This window comes from Mycoplasmopsis sturni DSM 22021 (assembly GCF_000701485.1).
Taxonomy (GTDB): Bacteria; Bacillota_I; Bacilli_A; order Mycoplasmatales; family Metamycoplasmataceae; genus Mycoplasmopsis; species Mycoplasmopsis sturni.
In genome coordinates this window covers 34,238-51,069 of sequence record NZ_JNIZ01000003.1, presented here as the reverse complement: position 1 = coordinate 51,069, position 16,832 = coordinate 34,238, and the positions used below count along the sequence as shown (strand labels likewise).

Sequence of the window (16,832 nt, the reverse complement as noted above, 5' to 3'; positions counted from 1 at the left end):
AGCAATTAATTACTTTGATTGCTAAAAAATATGTTATAATATTAATAATTAAATAATCAAATATCATGTTTTGACATGTGTAAGGAGATTGAGAATGGCTAAAGAAATTGTATTAGGAATTGACCTTGGAACAACTAACTCAGTTGTTTCAATTATCGAAAATAAAAAACCAGTTGTTTTAGAAAACCCAAACGGAAAAAGAACAACTCCATCAGTTGTTTCTTTTAGAAATGGTGAAATTATTGTTGGGGACGCTGCTAAAAGACAAGTAGAAACAAACCCAAATACCATCGTTTCTATTAAAAGATTAATGGGAACTAATAAAACAGTTCATGCAAATAATAAAGAATATAAACCAGAAGAAGTTTCAGCAATGATTCTTTCATATTTAAAAGATTATGCAGAAGCTAAAATTGGTAAAAAAGTAACTAAAGCAGTAATTACTGTTCCAGCTTACTTTGATAATGCACAAAGAGAAGCTACTAAGATTGCAGGAAAAATCGCAGGTCTTGATGTATTAAGAATCATTAACGAACCAACAGCTGCCGCTCTTGCATTTGGACTTGATAAAACCGATAAAGCAATGAAGGTGCTTGTTTATGACCTTGGGGGAGGAACCTTTGACGTTTCTGTTCTAGAACTTGAAAATGGAACCTTTGAAGTTCTTTCAACTAGTGGAGATAACCATCTTGGTGGAGATGATTGAGATCATGCTATTGTAGATTGAATGATTAAAGAAATTAAAGACAAATATAATTTTGATGCAAAATCAGATAAAATGGCAATGTTTAGACTTAAAGAAACAGCCGAAAAAGCAAAAATCGATCTTTCAGCTCAATCAGTAGCAAGCATTAATTTACCATTTTTAGGAGTTACTGCAAGCGGACCTGTTAACGTAGAGTTAGAACTTAAAAGAAGTGATTTTGAAGCAATGACTGCTAACTTATTAGATAGAACTAGAAAACCAATTGAAGATGCATTAAGAGAAGCAAATATTACAGCTGCTGATTTACATGAAGTATTACTTGTTGGTGGTTCAACAAGAATGCCAGCGGTTCAAGAACTTGTTAAAAGAACTTTAGGTAAAGAACCTAACCGTTCAATTAACCCTGATGAAGTTGTTTCAATTGGAGCAGCAATTCAAGGTGGAGTTTTAGCCGGTGAAATCGATGATGTTTTACTTCTTGATGTTACACCATTAACATTAGGAATTGAAACTATGGGTGGAATTTCAACACCTCTTATTCCAAGAAATACAACTATTCCAGCAACTAAATCACAAGTGTTTTCAACTGCTGCAGATAACCAAAGTGAAGTTACTATTCGTGTAGTTCAAGGTGAAAGAGAAATGGCCAACGATAACAAATTACTTGGACAATTCAACCTTGGAGGGATTGAACCAGCTCCTAGAGGAGTTCCTCAAATCGAAGTTACTTTCTCAATTGACGTTAATGGAATTACAACCGTTACCGCAAAAGACTTAAAAACTAACAAAGCTAACACCATTACTATTGAAAACTCATCAAAATTAAGTGATGAAGAAATTCAAAGAATGATCAAAGAAGCAGAAGAAAACAAAGAAGCTGATAAAAAACGTAAAGAAGAAGCAGAAACCATTGTTCGTGCAGAATCACTTATTGCTCAAATTGAAAAAGCAATGAGCGAACAAGGTGATAAAGCAGATGCAAAAGCAAAAGAAGAGTCAGAAAAACTTGTAAAAGAACTTAAAGAACTTGTTGAGAAAAAAGATATCCAAGCTCTTAAGGAAAAACTTGACCAAGTTGAAAATGTTATGAAAGATTTCGCTAACTATGCTGCTCAACAACAAGCTAGCGAGGCATCTCAAAATAATTCACAAGAAGATGAAGCAACCGTTGTTGAAGAATAATAATAAATAAAAAAACTCACTTTTGTGAGTTTTTTTATTTAATTGAAGAAAATAATATTTGTTACGTTTATAATTAAAATATAAAAAAGCTTAAAAAGCGATATTAATGCAAAAATGCTATTTTAAATGAGCCGTTGATTTAATTGGCTTAAGGTTAATAATCAATTGTCAGTAAAACTTTTAAAATTTAAATGGATAAAGCTACTAATAATTCTATAAAAAGCATTAACTCTTAAAAAATGAATAAATAAAAATAGCAAATTACAATAATAAGTTTTTATTTTGAAGCACAATTACCAAGGGAGTTAAAAAAATATCCAAATATTAAAAGTTTTGGACATTGAAAAAAATAACTTTAACTATAGTTCAAATAAAATATCGATACTATTTAAGCAAATAAATTAAGTGTTTTTAGGTTAATCTATGAATGTTTCAGTAATACATATTTATTCTATTGTGTTGTTTTTCTTATTTATATTTTATTTTATTAGCGCTATGATTTATTATTTCATTGATAGAAAAAGACTTGCAGAAACGGTTAAATTTTTTAAATTAAAATATAAATATTACTAAAAACATAAAATGCTTTTTCGAGGCGAATTCCAAGGTTTTAGACGTTTTTCTTTGGCTATTATAGGAAGATATTATTTGTTTGTATGAATATTTCTTTTTCAACTTATTTGCCAAGCTATCTTAGGTCCAGTGTTATTGGATCAAGACACTTGACAATTTGTGGTTTTAATTAATTCTTTGATGTTATTGATGTTACTTTTTTATTTAGCATTTAATTGAAAAATACATTTTTGACATTTTAAATTTCTTTTCTTTTTCTTATTTAAAAGAAAAGAGCAGACCCAAATGCACATTAAAATTGATTCTAATCGTTACTTAATTAGAGATTTTTTAAAAGAAAAAGAAAAGATTGATCTTCAAATTATTTTAAAAGATCTTTGAAATATGAAAGAAAGTTATCCTTTGTCATTTCAGTCATTTTTGTATAACTTAGATTTTTATTCAGATATTAATATGAAAGGGGATAAATTAGAGACTTTTGATTAAAAAATCAAAAGAACTTAAATTCTCTAATTAAAAAAATTGTGTATTTAGACGTTGTACATTCTGTGTTGTTTGCTCTTCATCTCCTTTTCCTTTTTCTTTTAATTTATTTGCTTTATCCAACTATTAAGTATAAAGCAAGAATTAAGGCTTTTTGTAAATTTTTAAAATACAAGATTAATTTTTACAAAGAAGCAAAAGTTAGATATAAATACGAAATGGCTTCTTTTGTCTTTTTAAAAAAGACATCCGGTTATAGAAGTCCATCGCTTTACTATGGTATTTTTCTTTTAGAATTATTTAGTATGATTGTTTTTATTATACCTATTCCTGAAATTTTACCTATGAGCTTAACATTATGAGGAATTATGCAAATCCAAGTTCTATTGATTTTTATTATTACATGGGAGTATTTTTTTATATATTACTTTCTTTAAGCTACCTCGAGTAAATGAAGAATATCGTTTTTCTTTAACTTTTCAAGAAGTTGCTTATTTTCTTAAAGAAAAAGCTGATATTAATTTAGAAGATCTTTATATTCATGATCCAGATTTTGAACTTGATAAACCATTAGATCAATATGCACACCTCTTCCTTGCTAGAACAGGGATAGAAGAAAAAGACAGCAAAGTCGAAGAAACAAAATCTTAATTTAAAAAAGCACAAATTCATCTTTGTGCTTTTTTATTGCTAAATAAAAATCAGCTGATCAGGCTGATTGAAATTATTAGATTAAACCTTTAGTTTTTAATGTTCTAAGGGTTTTAGTTGAAACTCTAATGGTTTGTCTTTGACCATTTACGTTGATTCTAACTTTTTGTAAGTTTAAATTGAATTTACGTTTAGAAGCATTCATTGCGTGAGAACGTGTGTTCCCAGTCATTGGTCCTCTACCTGTAATAGCGTCTTTTCTAGCCATGACTTTTCCTTTCTATTAATTAGCTAATTATATTAAGTTAAATAAGTATGTTTATTATACCAAAGATAGTGCAAAGTAAAAGAATTTTTTAAGGTCTAATTTATCGAATTAAAAGAACTGTCTAACTTTAAAATCGATACCTTTTTGCTATAATTAAAATAACTTTTTATTTTAAAAAAACTTATTTTTCACACAATAATTTTTTAGAGGAGATTTTATGGATCAAATTAATATTTTTGCCCTTGGGGGGCAGGATGAAAATGGTAAAAATTGTTATGTTTTAGAGCACAATGATAATATTTTTATCATCAATTCAGGAGTTAAAGTTCCAATTAATTCTAATAATGGAGTTGATACTCTTATTCCTAATTTTAGTTATTTGTCTAAGCACAAAAAAAGAGTTAAAGGAATTTTTATTACCGATGTTAAAAACGAAAGTTTTAGTGCCTTACCATGACTTGTAATGGCTATTCCTGGTATTAAAATTTATGCTTCATCTTTTAATAAATTCATTATTGCAGAACGTCTAAAAAAATACAAAATTGAATCAAGCATGTATTCTATTGAAGTTATTAATAAGCCTATTTCATTTGGTAGTTTAACGGTTCATCCAATTCCTCTTGCTGGAACCTTACCTGAATCGCTTGGCTATAATTTTCAAACCCCAAGTGGTTCATATTTATTTATGTTTAATTTTGTTGAAGGTAACTTGGGATATTATGGAAGTTTAGACTATAAAAAACTTGCTCAAAACTTAAGAGGCAGCCGAATTAATGCTTTAATTGTGGATGCAGGAAAAAGTAATGCTCAAGGTCGTGCTATTGATCGTTTAGAATTGCCAAAACATATTTTAGATATTTTTAAAGATACACCACAAGAAGAAAGAATTATTGTCGGAGCTTATTATGAAGATATGGTTATGCTTCAACAAATTTTAAAGCAAGCAATTTTAAACAATCGACCAGTATGTGCATACGGCAAAACGTATGGACAATTATTAAGTTTAATTGCTAAAACTACTCCAAATTTTAAATTACCTCAAATGATTGATTACCGTGATTTAAACAAGCATAAAAATGCTGTTATTTTAGTAACCGGATCATTAGAGAGACTCTTTTTAAGATTTGTAAGAATTGTAACTAAGAAAGACGTTTATTTAAAAATCAAACCTAAAGACACGGTTATTATGTTGGCCGCTCCAATTAATGGTTTGGAGTCATATGCAGCTGCGACATTAGATTTAATTGCCAAGATTACTCCCAAAATTGTAGATATAAGTGAAGGTGTTTTTTATAAGCATCACCCAACAAGGGAGGATTTAATGGAGCTTGTTAAGGTTTTAAAACCTAAATACTTCATTCCAGCACAAGGTCTATATCGTTATTTGGTCGATGTTGCTAATTTAATCAATAATGATGCAGATCTTTCAAAACATACCAAAACACTTATTTTAATGAATGGAAAAATAGCGCACTTTATTGATGATAAGTTATTTAGCCAAAACGGCAAAATAGCTGAAGTAGGAGACACGATTATTGATGGTTTTGGGATTGGTGATATCTCAAGCGAAGTTATTGCTGAACGTGAAGCTTTAGGTCGTGAAGGTGTTGTTTTAATTAATGGCCGTTATTCAAGTAAAACCAAAAAAATCGTCGGAAAATTACACATTGAATTTTGTGGAGTAATTGATCCGATGGATGAAGCTGAAATTGCTGATTTAATTAAACGTGTAATTATTGAGACACTTAAAACAAAAGACTTTGCTAATATGCGTGAAGTTAATGAAAAACTTAGAAAAACAATTCGGAAAAAAATTTTTAAAGTTACAGATAAAGACCCAATGGTGGTTCTAGGTTTAATTCATGAACAAACAAAAAACAACTAACCAAACTTTTGAAAAATATTCTAAGCATCAACTTTATAATTATTTTAATTTTAAATACATCGAACAATCTGAACTGGAAATTTCTAAAATAACTAAAAAACAAATTTTTCTAAGATTGCTTTATCTCTTTTTATCGTTAATTATTTTGTCTTGAAGTATTTGAGCTGCCATTGATATCTTGCCTACTTGATTAGCTATTGTTTATAAGTACACCATTAATGTTTTAATGGGGAATGTAGCCTTTATTTTACCTATTTTTATCTTATTTGGACTTTGTTTATCGCTTGGGTCTAAGAAAATGAAAACTTCTAGTTTTGCTTGATTTAATCGTTTTAATAAAGTATCGTGAACCATTGTTAAAAGGCAAATAGAATGATTACTTTTTACAACTTTTTTAATGAGTGTTTTAATCGATCATTTAATCTTATATTATGTAAATCATTCCGATGAAATTTTAAGCTCTCAAACAATTGATTTATTTTTCAAAAATCAATTTTGGGGGCATACAGCACTTTTGAAACCCTCTGTTTATTCATTTGCTCATACAGGTTTTTTAATTGATACTATATTAAATGTATTGTATTTAGCCGGCTTTACAAGCTCGCTTCCAATTGTTATCCTTTGCTTAATGCCTTTTGTAGCTTTTTTCAATTTCTATTTTCTTAATTCTTTTAGCAGACCAATTTTAAAACTAAAAAAATTAACTTTAGTAGAATATCAGCAAAAACTCAAGAGTAATAATTCGCTTTTAATTTTTAGTGAAAATACTATTTTTTATATTAATTTCCTTTTTGCTGCTGCTCGTTTTTATAATCTTAACTATCACGATCGTTCATTAAAGAAACTAGAAAAACAAATTTTGAATTGTCTTATTAGCCAAGAAGAGGTTGACAAAATTCTTAAAATTCCAACTGAGGAAAAAGAAAAAATTCAAGCTCCCCAAGAAGATTTACCTACTAAGCAAATGATAACAAAACCGATACTTAATAGTGTGGTTTTAGAAAAAAACGCAGAAAAAGTCCAAAATAATAGCGAAAATGTTATTTTTATTTCAAAAGATGAAAATTTAGATACAATTAGTATTAAGGAAAAAGAAGACACAATTATCAAGGATACTCAACCTGATATCAAAAAAGAAGCTTCAGAAGAACCAAAAGTTCAAGAACCTGAGGTCTTTGATATAGGAAAGCAACTAGATTTATTGTCTCCGATAGGAAAGGATAAAAAATAATGATTAAATTACCTTGAAAAGATGCTGAAAAATTAATTTCACAAAACCCTGAAGATCAACTTATGTTTGTTATGTTTACAGTTACCTGATGTGGTGATTGCAAAATGATGATGCCAGTTGTTAAAAAACTTGACGAAAAATATAGTGGAAATTCAAAAATTCAATTTTTAGAAGTTGATGCTGAAGAAGCTCAATTATTTAGAAACCCAAATACTAAATGAGAAGTCCTTAAAGCACCTACATTAATGCTTTTAAAAGGAACAGAAATTGTTGAAAAAGGATATGAATATATTCCAGATCAAGTTTTAACTGAGTGAATTGAAAAGAAACTATAAAATGAAAAATGTTTGCAAAGGCAAACATTTTTTCTTACTCTTTATGTTGTTCTTTTTGTGAACATTCATGATTCTTAAATTGAATCACGTGGTCGATACACCAAAATATGAGGTTATTTAAAAAAAGTTTAATTATTTGTTTCCGTTTTTTTAGTTTACCTTTATAATAAATAAGCAACTATAACGATGAACTATAAGGTTGCTAACTTGCTATCGTTGTCAAGAACAAGTTAGGTTTTTATAGGGAGTTAGGTTTCAAAACATTGAACAAAGGAGACAACATGAGCAAATTACAAATCAAGGTTAAAGGATTTGACCACACTTTAGTGGATGAAGCAGCTAAAAAAGTTTACGAAGTTGCTGTTGCTACTAAGTCAAAAGTAAGTGGACCAATTCCATTGCCAGTTAAAAGAGACGAAATCACTATCTTAAGATCAGTGCACGTAAACAAAAAGTCTCGTGAGCAATTTGAAAGCAGAACTCACCAAAGATTACTTGTAATCACTGAGCCATCAAGTGCTTTTAAAGATAAACTTGATAGACTTGAACTTCCTCACGGAGTTGCTGTTCAAGTTAAAATTAAATAACACTTAATACTTTTAAACATTTTAAGGAGAAATTATGAAAGGAATCTTAGGACGTAAAGTTGGAATGACCCAGATTTACACTGATGCAGGATACGTAGTACCTGTAACAGTAGTCGAAGTTCAACCAAATGTTGTGTCAAAAGTACTTACCGAAGAGAAAAACGGTTATGTTGCTTTACAACTTGCTACTGTTGAAAAGAAAGCTTCAAGAACAACTAAACCTGTTGCTGGACAATTCAAACAAGCAAACACAACACCTAAGCGCTACGTAAAAGAAGTTCGTAACATGACTGGATACGAACTTGGTCAAACTGTTTCAGTTGATATTTTTAAAGCAGGAGAACTTGTTGATATTACAGGGACTTCAAAAGGAAAAGGATTTGCTGGAACAATCAAAAGACACAACCAACACATTGGACCTAAATCTCACGGGGGAGGTGGAGGTAGCCAACCTGTAAGACAAACCGGATCACTTGGGGATATCTCAGGTAACCGTGTTTACAAAGGTATGACAATGCCTGGTCACCTTGGAAACGTGAAAACTACAGTCCAAAACTTAGAAATTGTTAAAGTTGATACTGTAAACAATTTATTACTTATTAAAGGTTCAATTCCAGGACCTAAAAAATCACTTGTTGTTGTTAAACAAGCAGTTAAAGGACTTCCAAATCGCGAAGCAACAAAACTTGTTGATGTAAAAGAAGTTATGTTAATGAATGAGCTTGTTGAAAAAGCTAAAAAATACCACATCGAAGTTACTGTTGGAATGCACTCAAGCGAACTTGCACAATTAATTAAAGAAGCTGAAGAAAAAGAAGGAGATCAATAATTATGGCTCAAAGCAAAGAAACGGCAAAAGTAACTGTTGCTAAAGACAAACAAGTAGATAAAGTTGCTTTTGAAGCTAAATTACCTGAAAACCTTTTCGCAAGTGCTAAAATCTACGAACAAGCAATTTTTGATACTATTTTATCAGACCGTGCTTCACGTCGTCAAGGAACTCACCAAGTTAAAAACCGTGCTGAAGTTTCTGGTTCAGGGAAAAAACCTTGAAGACAAAAAGGAACTGGACGTGCAAGACATAGTTCTATGCGTTCACCTATTTGAGTAGGTGGTGGTAGAGCATTTGGTCCTCAATCAGAAAAGAACTACTCACTTAAAGTTAATAAAAAAGTTAGATACAACGCTTTTGTTTCAGCTCTTACTTTACTTGCTAATGATAAAGCTGTTGTAATTGAAGATCTTCAACTTGAGAAAATCTCAACAAAAGCATTAGTTGCTAAACTTGAAGAACTTAAAGTAACTCACTTAAAACACGTTCTTATCGTAACTGAAGATGCGACAGTGTTCAAATCAGCAGGTAACTTACCTTATGTTGAAACTTCAAAAGCTAACTCACTTAGTGTTGAAGCACTTATTAAAGCTGATGTGATGATTCTTTCACAAGCAAGCTTAGCAATTTTAGAAGGGAAGGCTAAATAATGGAACTTACACAAGTTATTAAAGCTCCTGTGTTAACAGAAAAAACCTACGGTCAAATGAACGACGGTGTTTATACATTTAAAGTTGATTACCATGCAAACAAATATCAAATTGCTAACGCTATTGAATTTATTTTCAAAGTTGATGTAGTTAGAGTTAACACTATTAAAGTTGAGAAAAAAGCTAAAAACGTAGGACGTTTCCACGGATTTACCAACAGATACAAAAAAGCTATTGTTAAAGTAGCACCAGGTCAAGAAATTAGATTATTCCCAGAAGAAAAAGTTCAAAGTGAAGAATCTAAAGACCAAGCTGCATCAAAAGCTAAAGCCAAAGAAGCTGAAAGCAAAATCGCAGCTAAACTTGCTGCTAAAAAACAAAAAGCAACCAAAGCTTCAACAACTTCAACAAAAACAACAACACATAGAAAAGTTGGTGGTGGAGAATAATTTCTCGCTCAATACTTTTGATTATTTAAACTTATATTATTAAATTCATTTATATTAAAGATACGCGGAAATATAGCTTGCTTAAAAGACAGATCCGCAACTATTTTTAAGCAAAGGAGAAGACATGGCTATTAAAAAATTTAAGCCAACTACTAATGGTAGAAGAAACATGTCAACTCTTGATTTTAGACAGAATTTATCTGGTCACAGACCTGAAAAATCATTACTTGTGATTTTAAAAAACAGTGCTGGTAGAAACAACCAAGGTAAAATTACTGTTAGACATCACGGGGGACGTGTTAAAAGATTCTACCGTCTTGTAGACTTTAAACGTAATAAAGATAATATCCCTGCTATTGTTAAAACAATTGAATATGATCCAAATAGATCAGCAAACATTTGTTTATTAGCATATGCTGATGGGGAAAAAAGATACATCATTGCTCCTAAAGGAATTAAATTAGGACAAACAGTTATTTCAGGAGAAAATGTAGATATTATCGTTGGTAATGCTTTACCACTTGCTAATATTCCTGAAGGTACATTTGTACACAACATTGAAATGCAACCTGGTGGAGGAGCAGTTATTGCTCGTTCAGCTGGAACATCTGCACAAATTCTTGGTAAAGACGAAGACGGAAAATACGTTGTTTTAAGACTTAAATCAGGTGAAACACGTCGTATTTTAGCTCGTTGTCGTGCTACAATTGGTTTCGTAGGAAACGAAGAACACTTACTTGTTAATGTTGGGAAAGCCGGAATTAACAGACACAAAGGAATTAGACCTACTGTTCGTGGTTCAGTTATGAACCCTGTAGACCACCCACACGGGGGAGGGGAAGGAAAACAACCTGTTGGTCGTAAAGCTCCTCTTACTCCTTGAGGTAAAAAAGCTCTTGGTGTTAAAACTAGAAAAACTAAAAAATCTTCAAATAAACTTATTATCAGAAGAAGAAAGGATGCTAAATAATGGCTCGTAGTCTTAAAAAAGGTCCATTTGCAGACGAACATTTACTTAAAAAAGTTGATGCTATCGTTGAAGGTAAAGCACCTAAAAAACCAATTAAAACTTGATCAAGACGTTCAACTATCTTCCCAAGTTTTGTTGGATTAACATTTGCAGTTCACAATGGTAAAGTATTTAATGAAGTGTATGTAACCGACGATATGGTTGGACACAAACTTGGAGAATTCTCACCTACACGTACATTTAGCGGACATGGTGCTGACAAAGGGAAGAAAAAATAATGGCTCAACAAGCAAAAGCACACGTTAAAATGCAAAGAGTAAGCGTTTCAAAAGCTAAACTTGTTGCTAACTTATTCCGTGGAAAAGATGTCGCTACAGCGATTGCTATTCTTCACAATACTTCTAAAAAATCTGCTCCAATTTTCTTAAAATTACTTAACTCAGCCATTGCTAATGCAACAAACAACCATTCAATGGACGCATCTAAATTATTCGTTAAAGAAGTTTATGTTAATGAAGGTCCAACACTTAAAAGATTCCAACCAAGAAGCCAAGGAAGAGCTTATTCAATTTTTAAACGTACATCAAACTTATCAATTACTTTAGAGGAGAGAAACTAATGGGACAAAAGGTTAATCCAAATGGATTCCGTTATGGAATTACAAAAAACCATAACTCAACATGATTTGCTGATAAAGCAGATTTTGGAAGCCGTTTAGTTGAAGATGCTAAAATCTACAAATTCTTTGATAAAGTAGTACGTGAATACCAACTTGGAAAAGTAAATGTTAGAAGAAACCAAAATAACAAAGTAACCGTTTACCTTTACACAGCAAAACCTGCTGTTGTACTTGGAAGCGAAGGAAAAAACATCCAAGAATTAACATTAAAACTTAAAAAATTCTTAAAAAACAAAAACCTTGATTTAAATTTACAAGTTATTGAACTTAAAAATCCAGATCTTAACGCAAGATTACTTGCTGAAATGATCGCTCAAAAATTAGAAAACCGTGAAAGCTTCCGTTCAGCTCAAAAAATTGCTATCCGTAGCGCAATGCGTAATGGAGCAAAAGGAATTAAAACAGCTGTTTCAGGTCGTTTAAACGGAGTTGATATGGCTCGTACCGAAGGGTACTCAGAAGGTGAAATGAAACTTCACACCTTAAGACAAGACGTTGATTATGCAACAGCAACAGCTAGAACAACATATGGTGCTATCGGTGTTAAAGTTTGAGTTTCACTAGGTGAAATTTTGGAAGGAGATAAAGATGCTTCAACCAAAAAGAACTAAATATAGAAAACCATTTTTAGTAAAACACGACAAACGTAAAGCTACTAAAGGAAATACAGTTGCTTTTGGAGAATACGGACTTCAAGCTGTTACATCAGCATGAGTTGATGCACGTCAAATTGAAAGTGCTCGTATTGCTGCAACTCGTAGAATGGGTCGTGAAGGGCAAGTTATTATCAGAATCTTCCCACACTTTGCAAAAACTTCTAAACCTATTGGAGTTCGTATGGGATCTGGTAAGGGAGCGCCTGAAAAATGATACACCGCTGTTAAAGTTAATACTGTTATGTTCGAAGTTTCAGGAGTTAGTGAAGAAGTAGCTCGTGATGCTTTAAGATTAGCTGGACACAAATTACCTGTTAAATGAAAAATTATTACTAGAACACAAGAAGGGGATAAATAATGCAATACAAAGATTTATTAAATAAAAGTGTTGAAGAACTTCAAAGCTTAGTAACTGATCTTAAAGCAGAACTTTGAACCTTAAGATTTCAAAATACTACAGGTAATTTAGATCAAAGCCACAAAATTAACGTAATTAAAAAAGATATTGCTAGAGCACTTACAGCACTTAATGCTAAAGGAGCTAAATAATGGAAAGAAACACTAGAAAAACCCTTGTTGGAACAGTTGTTTCAGCACACAAAACCCCAAAAACCATCATCGTTGCTGTTGATACTTACAAAAAACACCCACTTTACTCAAAACGTTTCAAATCAACCAAACGTTTTGCTGTACATGATGACAAACAATTAGCTAACTTAGGTGATACAGTTGTAATAATGGAAACTAGACCACTTTCAAAAACAAAACACTTTAGACTTGTGTCAATCAAAGCTGCTCAAGGAGATAAATAATGCTTTTAGAGCTTTCAAGAGCAAATGTTGCTGATAACTCAGGTGCAAAAGAAATCGGAGTTATTCGTATTTTAGGTGGATCTAAGAAAAAAACAGCAAACATTGGTGATGTTGTTGTATGTTCAGTTAAAAAAGCCATTCCAAATGGTGGGGTAAAACAAGGTCAAGTTGTAAAAGCAGTTGTAGTTAGAAGCCGTTACGGAATTACAAGAGAAAACGGATCATACATTCGTTTTGATGACAATGCTGTTGTATTACTTAAAGAAGATGGAACTCCAAGAGGAACCCGTGTATTTGGACCAGTTGCACGTGAAATTCGTGAAAAATATCCAAAAATCGTTTCTCTTGCTCCAGAGGTTTTATAGTTAGGAGTTACAATGAAAGTTAAATTTAAGAAAAATGACCAAGTTATTGTAATTGCAGGAAAAGAAAAAGGTAAAACTGGAACAATCGAAAGAGTATTACACGCACAAAACAAAGTAATTATCAAAGATCTTAATATCGTAACCAAACACAACAAACCAACACAACAAAACCAAGATGGTTCTATTACTAATAAAGAAGCTCCAATTCACGCTTCAAACGTAGCATATCTTGTTAAAAAAGAAACCAAAGACAAACCAGCACAATATTCAAAACTTGGATACAAACTCAACAAAGACGGAAAGAAAGTAAGAGTTGTTAGAAAAACTCAAAAGGAAATTTAATATGTTAAAGCAAGTTTACTTAGAAAAAGCAGTTCCTGCTTTAAAAGAAAAATTTAATTACTCTTCAAGCATGGAGATTCCAAGAATTGAAAAAGTTGTGCTTAACATGACAGCTGGTAAAGAAGTTTCAAACTCAAAAGCAATCGAAGAAGTTTTAAATGAACTTACTTTAATTGCTGGTCAAAAACCATATCAAACAGTTGCTAAAAAATCAAACGCTTCATGAAAACTTCGTGAAGGAATGCCTATGGGTGGAAAAGTTACACTTCGTAGAGACAGAATGTGAGATTTCTTAGATAAATTAATTAATGTGGCAATGCCACGTATTAGAGACTTTAGAGGAGCAAACCCTAAAGCATTCGACGGTAGAGGAAACTTTGCCTTAGGAATTAAAGAAGAAATTATCTTCCCAGAAATTGAATTTGACAAAATTCGTCGTATCAAAGGACTTGATGTCCTTGTTGTAACTACCGCAAAAACCGATAAAGAAGCAAGAACCTTACTTGAATTAATTGGTGTTCCATTTGAGAAAAAAGGAGATAAATAATGGCTCGTAAAGCACTTATTGAAAAAGCTAAACGTCACCCTAAATTCTCTACTCGTGCATATACACGTTGTGAATTATGTGGACGTCCACATGCGGTTTTAAGAAAATATAAAGTATGTCGTATCTGCTTTAGAAACCTTGCACACGAAGGTAAAATTCCAGGTATGAAGAAAGCGAGTTGATAATTATGTTCATTACAGATCCAATTTCAGATTTAATTGTACGTATTAAAAACGCTAATCAAAGAAAACACAAAACCGTAGAAATTCCTTTCTCAAATAAAAAAGAAGCAATCGTTAAATTAATTCAAACAGAAGGTTATGTCGGAGAATACAAGGTAGAAGGTCAAGGAATTGACAAGAAAATTGTGGTTTCACTTAAATACAAAGGTTCTCAAAGTGCTATTGTTGGAATCAAAAGAGTTTCAAAACCAGGTCTTAGAGTTTATGTTAAAGCTCAAGATATTCCTTCAGTGCTTTCAGGATACGGAACAGTAATTATGTCTACTTCAAAAGGTCTTATGACTGGAAAAGAAGCTAAAAAGGAAAATGTAGGTGGCGAAATCGTTGCTTACATTTGATAGGAGTAAAATGTCTAGAGTTGGAAATAGAGTTTTAACTATCCCAGCTGGAACTACAGTTACTGTAGAAGGAACTAAAGTTACTGTTACCGGAAAACTTGGAACCTTAGTTAGAGAATTTAGTCCAAAAATTACTGTTAATGTAGAAGATTCAAAAGTTACTACTGTAAGAGCAAATGAAGAAAAAACCACAAAACAACTTCATGGAACAACCAATGCTCACATTGCAAACATGATCAAAGGTGTTTCAGAAGGATTCAAAATTGAACTTGAAATTAAAGGGGTTGGTTACAAAGCCGTTCTTAAAGGAGATCAATTAGTAATTTCAGCTGGATACAGCCACGATGTTACTTTAAATATTCCTAGTGATGTAACTGTAACTCTTGCAAAACCTACCGAAGTAGCAGTGTCAGGGATTGATAAACAATCAGTTGGTCACTTTGCATCAGTAGTTAGATCAGTGAGAAAACCAAGCGTTTACTCAGGTAAAGGTATTTCATATAAAGGTGAAAAAATCAGACGTAAAGAAGGGAAAACAGCTTCTAAATAATTTGAAGCTAGGTAAGATATTATGGCAAAATTATCAAGAAATGCAGCTAGAAAAGCTAAACATATTCGTATCCGTCAAAAAATCGCCGGAACTTCACTTAAACCACGTCTTAGCGTTTTTAAATCACACCAAAACTTTTACGCACAACTTATTGATGATTCAAAAGGGGTTACCCTTGCAAGTATCTCAACTCTTAAAGATGCAACCTATGGCGGAAACATAGCCGCAGCAGCAGCTCTTGGAGAAAAATTTGGAGATGCAATTTTAAAACTTGGAATTCAAGAATTAGTCTTTGATCGTTCAGGGTACATTTACCATGGAAGAGTTAAAGCATTCGCTGAAGCAGTTAGAGCAAAAGGAGTTAAATTCTAATGGAAAATCAAAAACAAGCACCTGTAGCCGGAACTAAAGAAGTTAAAGTAGTTCGTAAAGACAAACCAGCACCAGCTAACAAAGAAACTCTTGCAAAAGGAACAAAAGCTAACACCAAAGAACGTCGTCCAAGAGCAAGAAGAAACTTTGAAGCTCCTGTATCAGAATTTAGTGAAAAAGTTGTTGATATTGCTCGTGTTACTAAAGTTGTTAAAGGTGGAAGAAGATTTAGTTTTAGTGCCTTTGTAGTTGTAGGGAACAAAAAAGGAAGTGTTGGATTTGGACACGGTAAAGCAAAAGAAGTTCCTGATGCAATTAAAAAAGCTATCAAAGATGCACAAAACAATTTAGTTGAAGTACCACTTGTAAATGGAACAGTACCACACGAAATTAGAGCAAAATTCTTAGCTTCACGTGTAATGCTTAAACCTGCTCCAAAAGGAAAAGGGCTTATTGCTTCTGGAACAGTACGTGCTGTTGTTGAACTTGCAGGATACACCGACATTGTAACTAAAACATACGGTTCACGTTCAAAAGCAAACACCGTTAAAGCAACTTTAAAAGCCTTAACACAACTAAGAACAGTAGAACAAATTGCTGAAATTAGAAATAAAGATGTAAAGGATTTAGTATAATATGGCACTTTCATTACATTCATTAAAACCAACCGAAGGTTCACGTAAAGACAAACACCGTAAAGGACGTGGACACGCTGCTGGTAAAGGTAAACAAGCTGGTAAAGGTCAATCAGGACAAAACAAACGTAAAGGACACAGACTTGGATTTGAAGGGGGTCAAACTCCTTGATTCAGAAGAATTGGAAAACGTGGATTTACCAATGTAAATCACATCGAATTCCAAATTGTTAACCTTAAAGACTTAGAAGCGAAATTCCAAGACGGAGAAACCGTATCAATTGAATCATTATTTGCAAAAAACCTTGTAAAAAGAACTTTACCTATTAAAGTTTTAGGAAATGGAACTTTAACTAAAAAATTACAAGTTCAAGTTCACGCTGTGTCAGATTCAGCTAAAGAAGCTATTGAATCAGCTGGTGGATCAGTACTTGATTTATAATTCAATTTCAATAATGTTAAACTACACATTTGTGTAGTTTTTTCTTTGCC

General features: G+C 32.1%; 26 protein-coding genes. 25 read left to right on the top strand and 1 reads right to left on the bottom strand.

All coding sequences use genetic code 4. The features are described from left to right. Positions 1-94: 94 nt before the first annotated feature. A complete protein-coding gene (dnaK, locus tag Q349_RS00275; protein WP_036463635.1) occupies positions 95-1,888 on the top strand; it encodes a molecular chaperone DnaK in 1,794 nt (597 codons plus the stop codon). 858 nt (positions 1,889-2,746) lie between these two features. Then, on the top strand, positions 2,747-2,947 hold the full coding sequence (locus Q349_RS00270; RefSeq protein WP_036463633.1) for a hypothetical protein: 201 nt from the start codon (positions 2,747-2,749) through the stop codon (positions 2,945-2,947). A gap of 724 nt (positions 2,948-3,671) precedes the next feature. On the opposite strand, the gene rpmB is transcribed toward Q349_RS00270, so the two are convergent. Continuing rightward, positions 3,672-3,863, bottom strand: a complete 192-nt coding sequence (gene rpmB / locus Q349_RS00265) for a 50S ribosomal protein L28 (protein ID WP_036463632.1) — start codon at positions 3,861-3,863, stop codon at positions 3,672-3,674. Positions 3,864-4,080: 217 nt separating this feature from the next. Between rpmB and Q349_RS00260 the strand changes: the two genes are divergently transcribed. The 23 genes from Q349_RS00260 to rplO all read left to right on the top strand — a co-directional run bounded on the left by Q349_RS00260 (position 4,081) and on the right by rplO (position 16,782). Continuing rightward, a complete protein-coding gene (locus Q349_RS00260; protein WP_036463630.1) occupies positions 4,081-5,748 on the top strand; it encodes an MBL fold metallo-hydrolase RNA specificity domain-containing protein in 1,668 nt (555 codons plus the stop codon). Then, positions 5,726-6,979 (top strand): hypothetical protein, encoded by a 1,254-nt coding sequence (locus tag Q349_RS00255; RefSeq protein ID WP_036463628.1) that lies wholly within the window; start codon positions 5,726-5,728, stop codon positions 6,977-6,979. The genes Q349_RS00260 and Q349_RS00255 overlap by 23 nt, the downstream gene beginning before the upstream one ends. After that, positions 6,979-7,314, top strand: coding sequence for a thioredoxin family protein (locus tag Q349_RS00250; protein ID WP_036463626.1), 336 nt, complete (start codon positions 6,979-6,981; stop codon positions 7,312-7,314). The genes Q349_RS00255 and Q349_RS00250 overlap by 1 nt, the downstream gene beginning before the upstream one ends. Positions 7,315-7,595: 281 nt before the next feature. After that, positions 7,596-7,901: a 30S ribosomal protein S10 gene (rpsJ, locus tag Q349_RS00245; protein WP_036463624.1), complete on the top strand. Its 306-nt coding sequence runs from the start codon at positions 7,596-7,598 to the stop codon at positions 7,899-7,901. 34 nt (positions 7,902-7,935) lie between these two features. Further along, on the top strand, positions 7,936-8,730 hold the full coding sequence (gene rplC, locus Q349_RS00240; RefSeq protein WP_036463622.1) for a 50S ribosomal protein L3: 795 nt from the start codon (positions 7,936-7,938) through the stop codon (positions 8,728-8,730). A gap of 2 nt (positions 8,731-8,732) precedes the next feature. Further along, positions 8,733-9,383: a 50S ribosomal protein L4 gene (gene rplD, locus Q349_RS00235; RefSeq protein ID WP_036463619.1), complete on the top strand. Its 651-nt coding sequence runs from the start codon at positions 8,733-8,735 to the stop codon at positions 9,381-9,383. After that, complete coding sequence (gene rplW, locus Q349_RS00230; protein ID WP_036463617.1) at positions 9,383-9,832, top strand: 50S ribosomal protein L23; 450 nt, start codon at positions 9,383-9,385, stop codon at positions 9,830-9,832. The genes rplD and rplW overlap by 1 nt, the downstream gene beginning before the upstream one ends. Positions 9,833-9,956: 124 nt before the next feature. After that, complete coding sequence (rplB, locus tag Q349_RS00225) at positions 9,957-10,802, top strand: 50S ribosomal protein L2 (RefSeq protein WP_036463614.1); 846 nt, start codon at positions 9,957-9,959, stop codon at positions 10,800-10,802. Next, entirely contained in the window at positions 10,802-11,080 is a 279-nt protein-coding gene (gene rpsS, locus Q349_RS00220) for a 30S ribosomal protein S19 (protein ID WP_036463610.1), read from the top strand. The genes rplB and rpsS overlap by 1 nt, the downstream gene beginning before the upstream one ends. Then, a complete protein-coding gene (gene rplV / locus Q349_RS00215) occupies positions 11,080-11,421 on the top strand; it encodes a 50S ribosomal protein L22 (RefSeq protein WP_036463607.1) in 342 nt (113 codons plus the stop codon). Before rpsS ends, rplV begins: the two co-directional genes overlap by 1 nt. Next, on the top strand, positions 11,421-12,092 hold the full coding sequence (gene rpsC / locus Q349_RS00210; RefSeq protein WP_036463604.1) for a 30S ribosomal protein S3: 672 nt from the start codon (positions 11,421-11,423) through the stop codon (positions 12,090-12,092). Before rplV ends, rpsC begins: the two co-directional genes overlap by 1 nt. Beyond that, positions 12,070-12,495 carry a 50S ribosomal protein L16 gene (rplP, locus tag Q349_RS00205; protein ID WP_036463601.1) on the top strand — a complete coding sequence of 142 codons (426 nt, stop codon included), beginning with the start codon at positions 12,070-12,072 and terminating at the stop codon, positions 12,493-12,495. Before rpsC ends, rplP begins: the two co-directional genes overlap by 23 nt. Further along, entirely contained in the window at positions 12,495-12,686 is a 192-nt protein-coding gene (gene rpmC, locus Q349_RS00200; protein WP_036463598.1) for a 50S ribosomal protein L29, read from the top strand. The genes rplP and rpmC overlap by 1 nt, the downstream gene beginning before the upstream one ends. After that, positions 12,686-12,949 (top strand): 30S ribosomal protein S17, encoded by a 264-nt coding sequence (gene rpsQ / locus Q349_RS00195; protein ID WP_036463595.1) that lies wholly within the window; start codon positions 12,686-12,688, stop codon positions 12,947-12,949. The genes rpmC and rpsQ overlap by 1 nt, the downstream gene beginning before the upstream one ends. Next, on the top strand, positions 12,949-13,314 hold the full coding sequence (gene rplN, locus Q349_RS00190) for a 50S ribosomal protein L14 (RefSeq protein ID WP_036463592.1): 366 nt from the start codon (positions 12,949-12,951) through the stop codon (positions 13,312-13,314). The genes rpsQ and rplN overlap by 1 nt, the downstream gene beginning before the upstream one ends. A gap of 12 nt (positions 13,315-13,326) precedes the next feature. After that, positions 13,327-13,656 carry a 50S ribosomal protein L24 gene (gene rplX, locus Q349_RS00185; protein ID WP_036463589.1) on the top strand — a complete coding sequence of 110 codons (330 nt, stop codon included), beginning with the start codon at positions 13,327-13,329 and terminating at the stop codon, positions 13,654-13,656. A 1-nt stretch (position 13,657) separates the two neighbouring features. Then, positions 13,658-14,203: a 50S ribosomal protein L5 gene (gene rplE / locus Q349_RS00180; protein WP_036463587.1), complete on the top strand. Its 546-nt coding sequence runs from the start codon at positions 13,658-13,660 to the stop codon at positions 14,201-14,203. After that, positions 14,203-14,388: a type Z 30S ribosomal protein S14 gene (locus tag Q349_RS00175; RefSeq protein WP_036463585.1), complete on the top strand. Its 186-nt coding sequence runs from the start codon at positions 14,203-14,205 to the stop codon at positions 14,386-14,388. Before rplE ends, Q349_RS00175 begins: the two co-directional genes overlap by 1 nt. 2 nt (positions 14,389-14,390) lie before the next feature. Next, the gene (gene rpsH, locus Q349_RS00170) at positions 14,391-14,786 is read left to right on the top strand and encodes a 30S ribosomal protein S8 (RefSeq protein ID WP_036463582.1); all 396 of its coding nucleotides are present in this window, start codon (positions 14,391-14,393) and stop codon (positions 14,784-14,786) included. 7 nt (positions 14,787-14,793) lie between these two features. Next, positions 14,794-15,333: a 50S ribosomal protein L6 gene (gene rplF, locus Q349_RS00165; protein WP_036463579.1), complete on the top strand. Its 540-nt coding sequence runs from the start codon at positions 14,794-14,796 to the stop codon at positions 15,331-15,333. A 21-nt stretch (positions 15,334-15,354) separates the two neighbouring features. Beyond that, a complete protein-coding gene (rplR, locus tag Q349_RS00160) occupies positions 15,355-15,705 on the top strand; it encodes a 50S ribosomal protein L18 (protein ID WP_036463576.1) in 351 nt (116 codons plus the stop codon). Further along, positions 15,705-16,340, top strand: coding sequence for a 30S ribosomal protein S5 (gene rpsE / locus Q349_RS00155; protein ID WP_036463574.1), 636 nt, complete (start codon positions 15,705-15,707; stop codon positions 16,338-16,340). The genes rplR and rpsE overlap by 1 nt, the downstream gene beginning before the upstream one ends. A gap of 1 nt (position 16,341) precedes the next feature. Next, the gene (gene rplO, locus Q349_RS00150) at positions 16,342-16,782 is read left to right on the top strand and encodes a 50S ribosomal protein L15 (RefSeq protein WP_036463571.1); all 441 of its coding nucleotides are present in this window, start codon (positions 16,342-16,344) and stop codon (positions 16,780-16,782) included. The last annotated feature ends 50 nt before the right edge of the window (positions 16,783-16,832 follow it).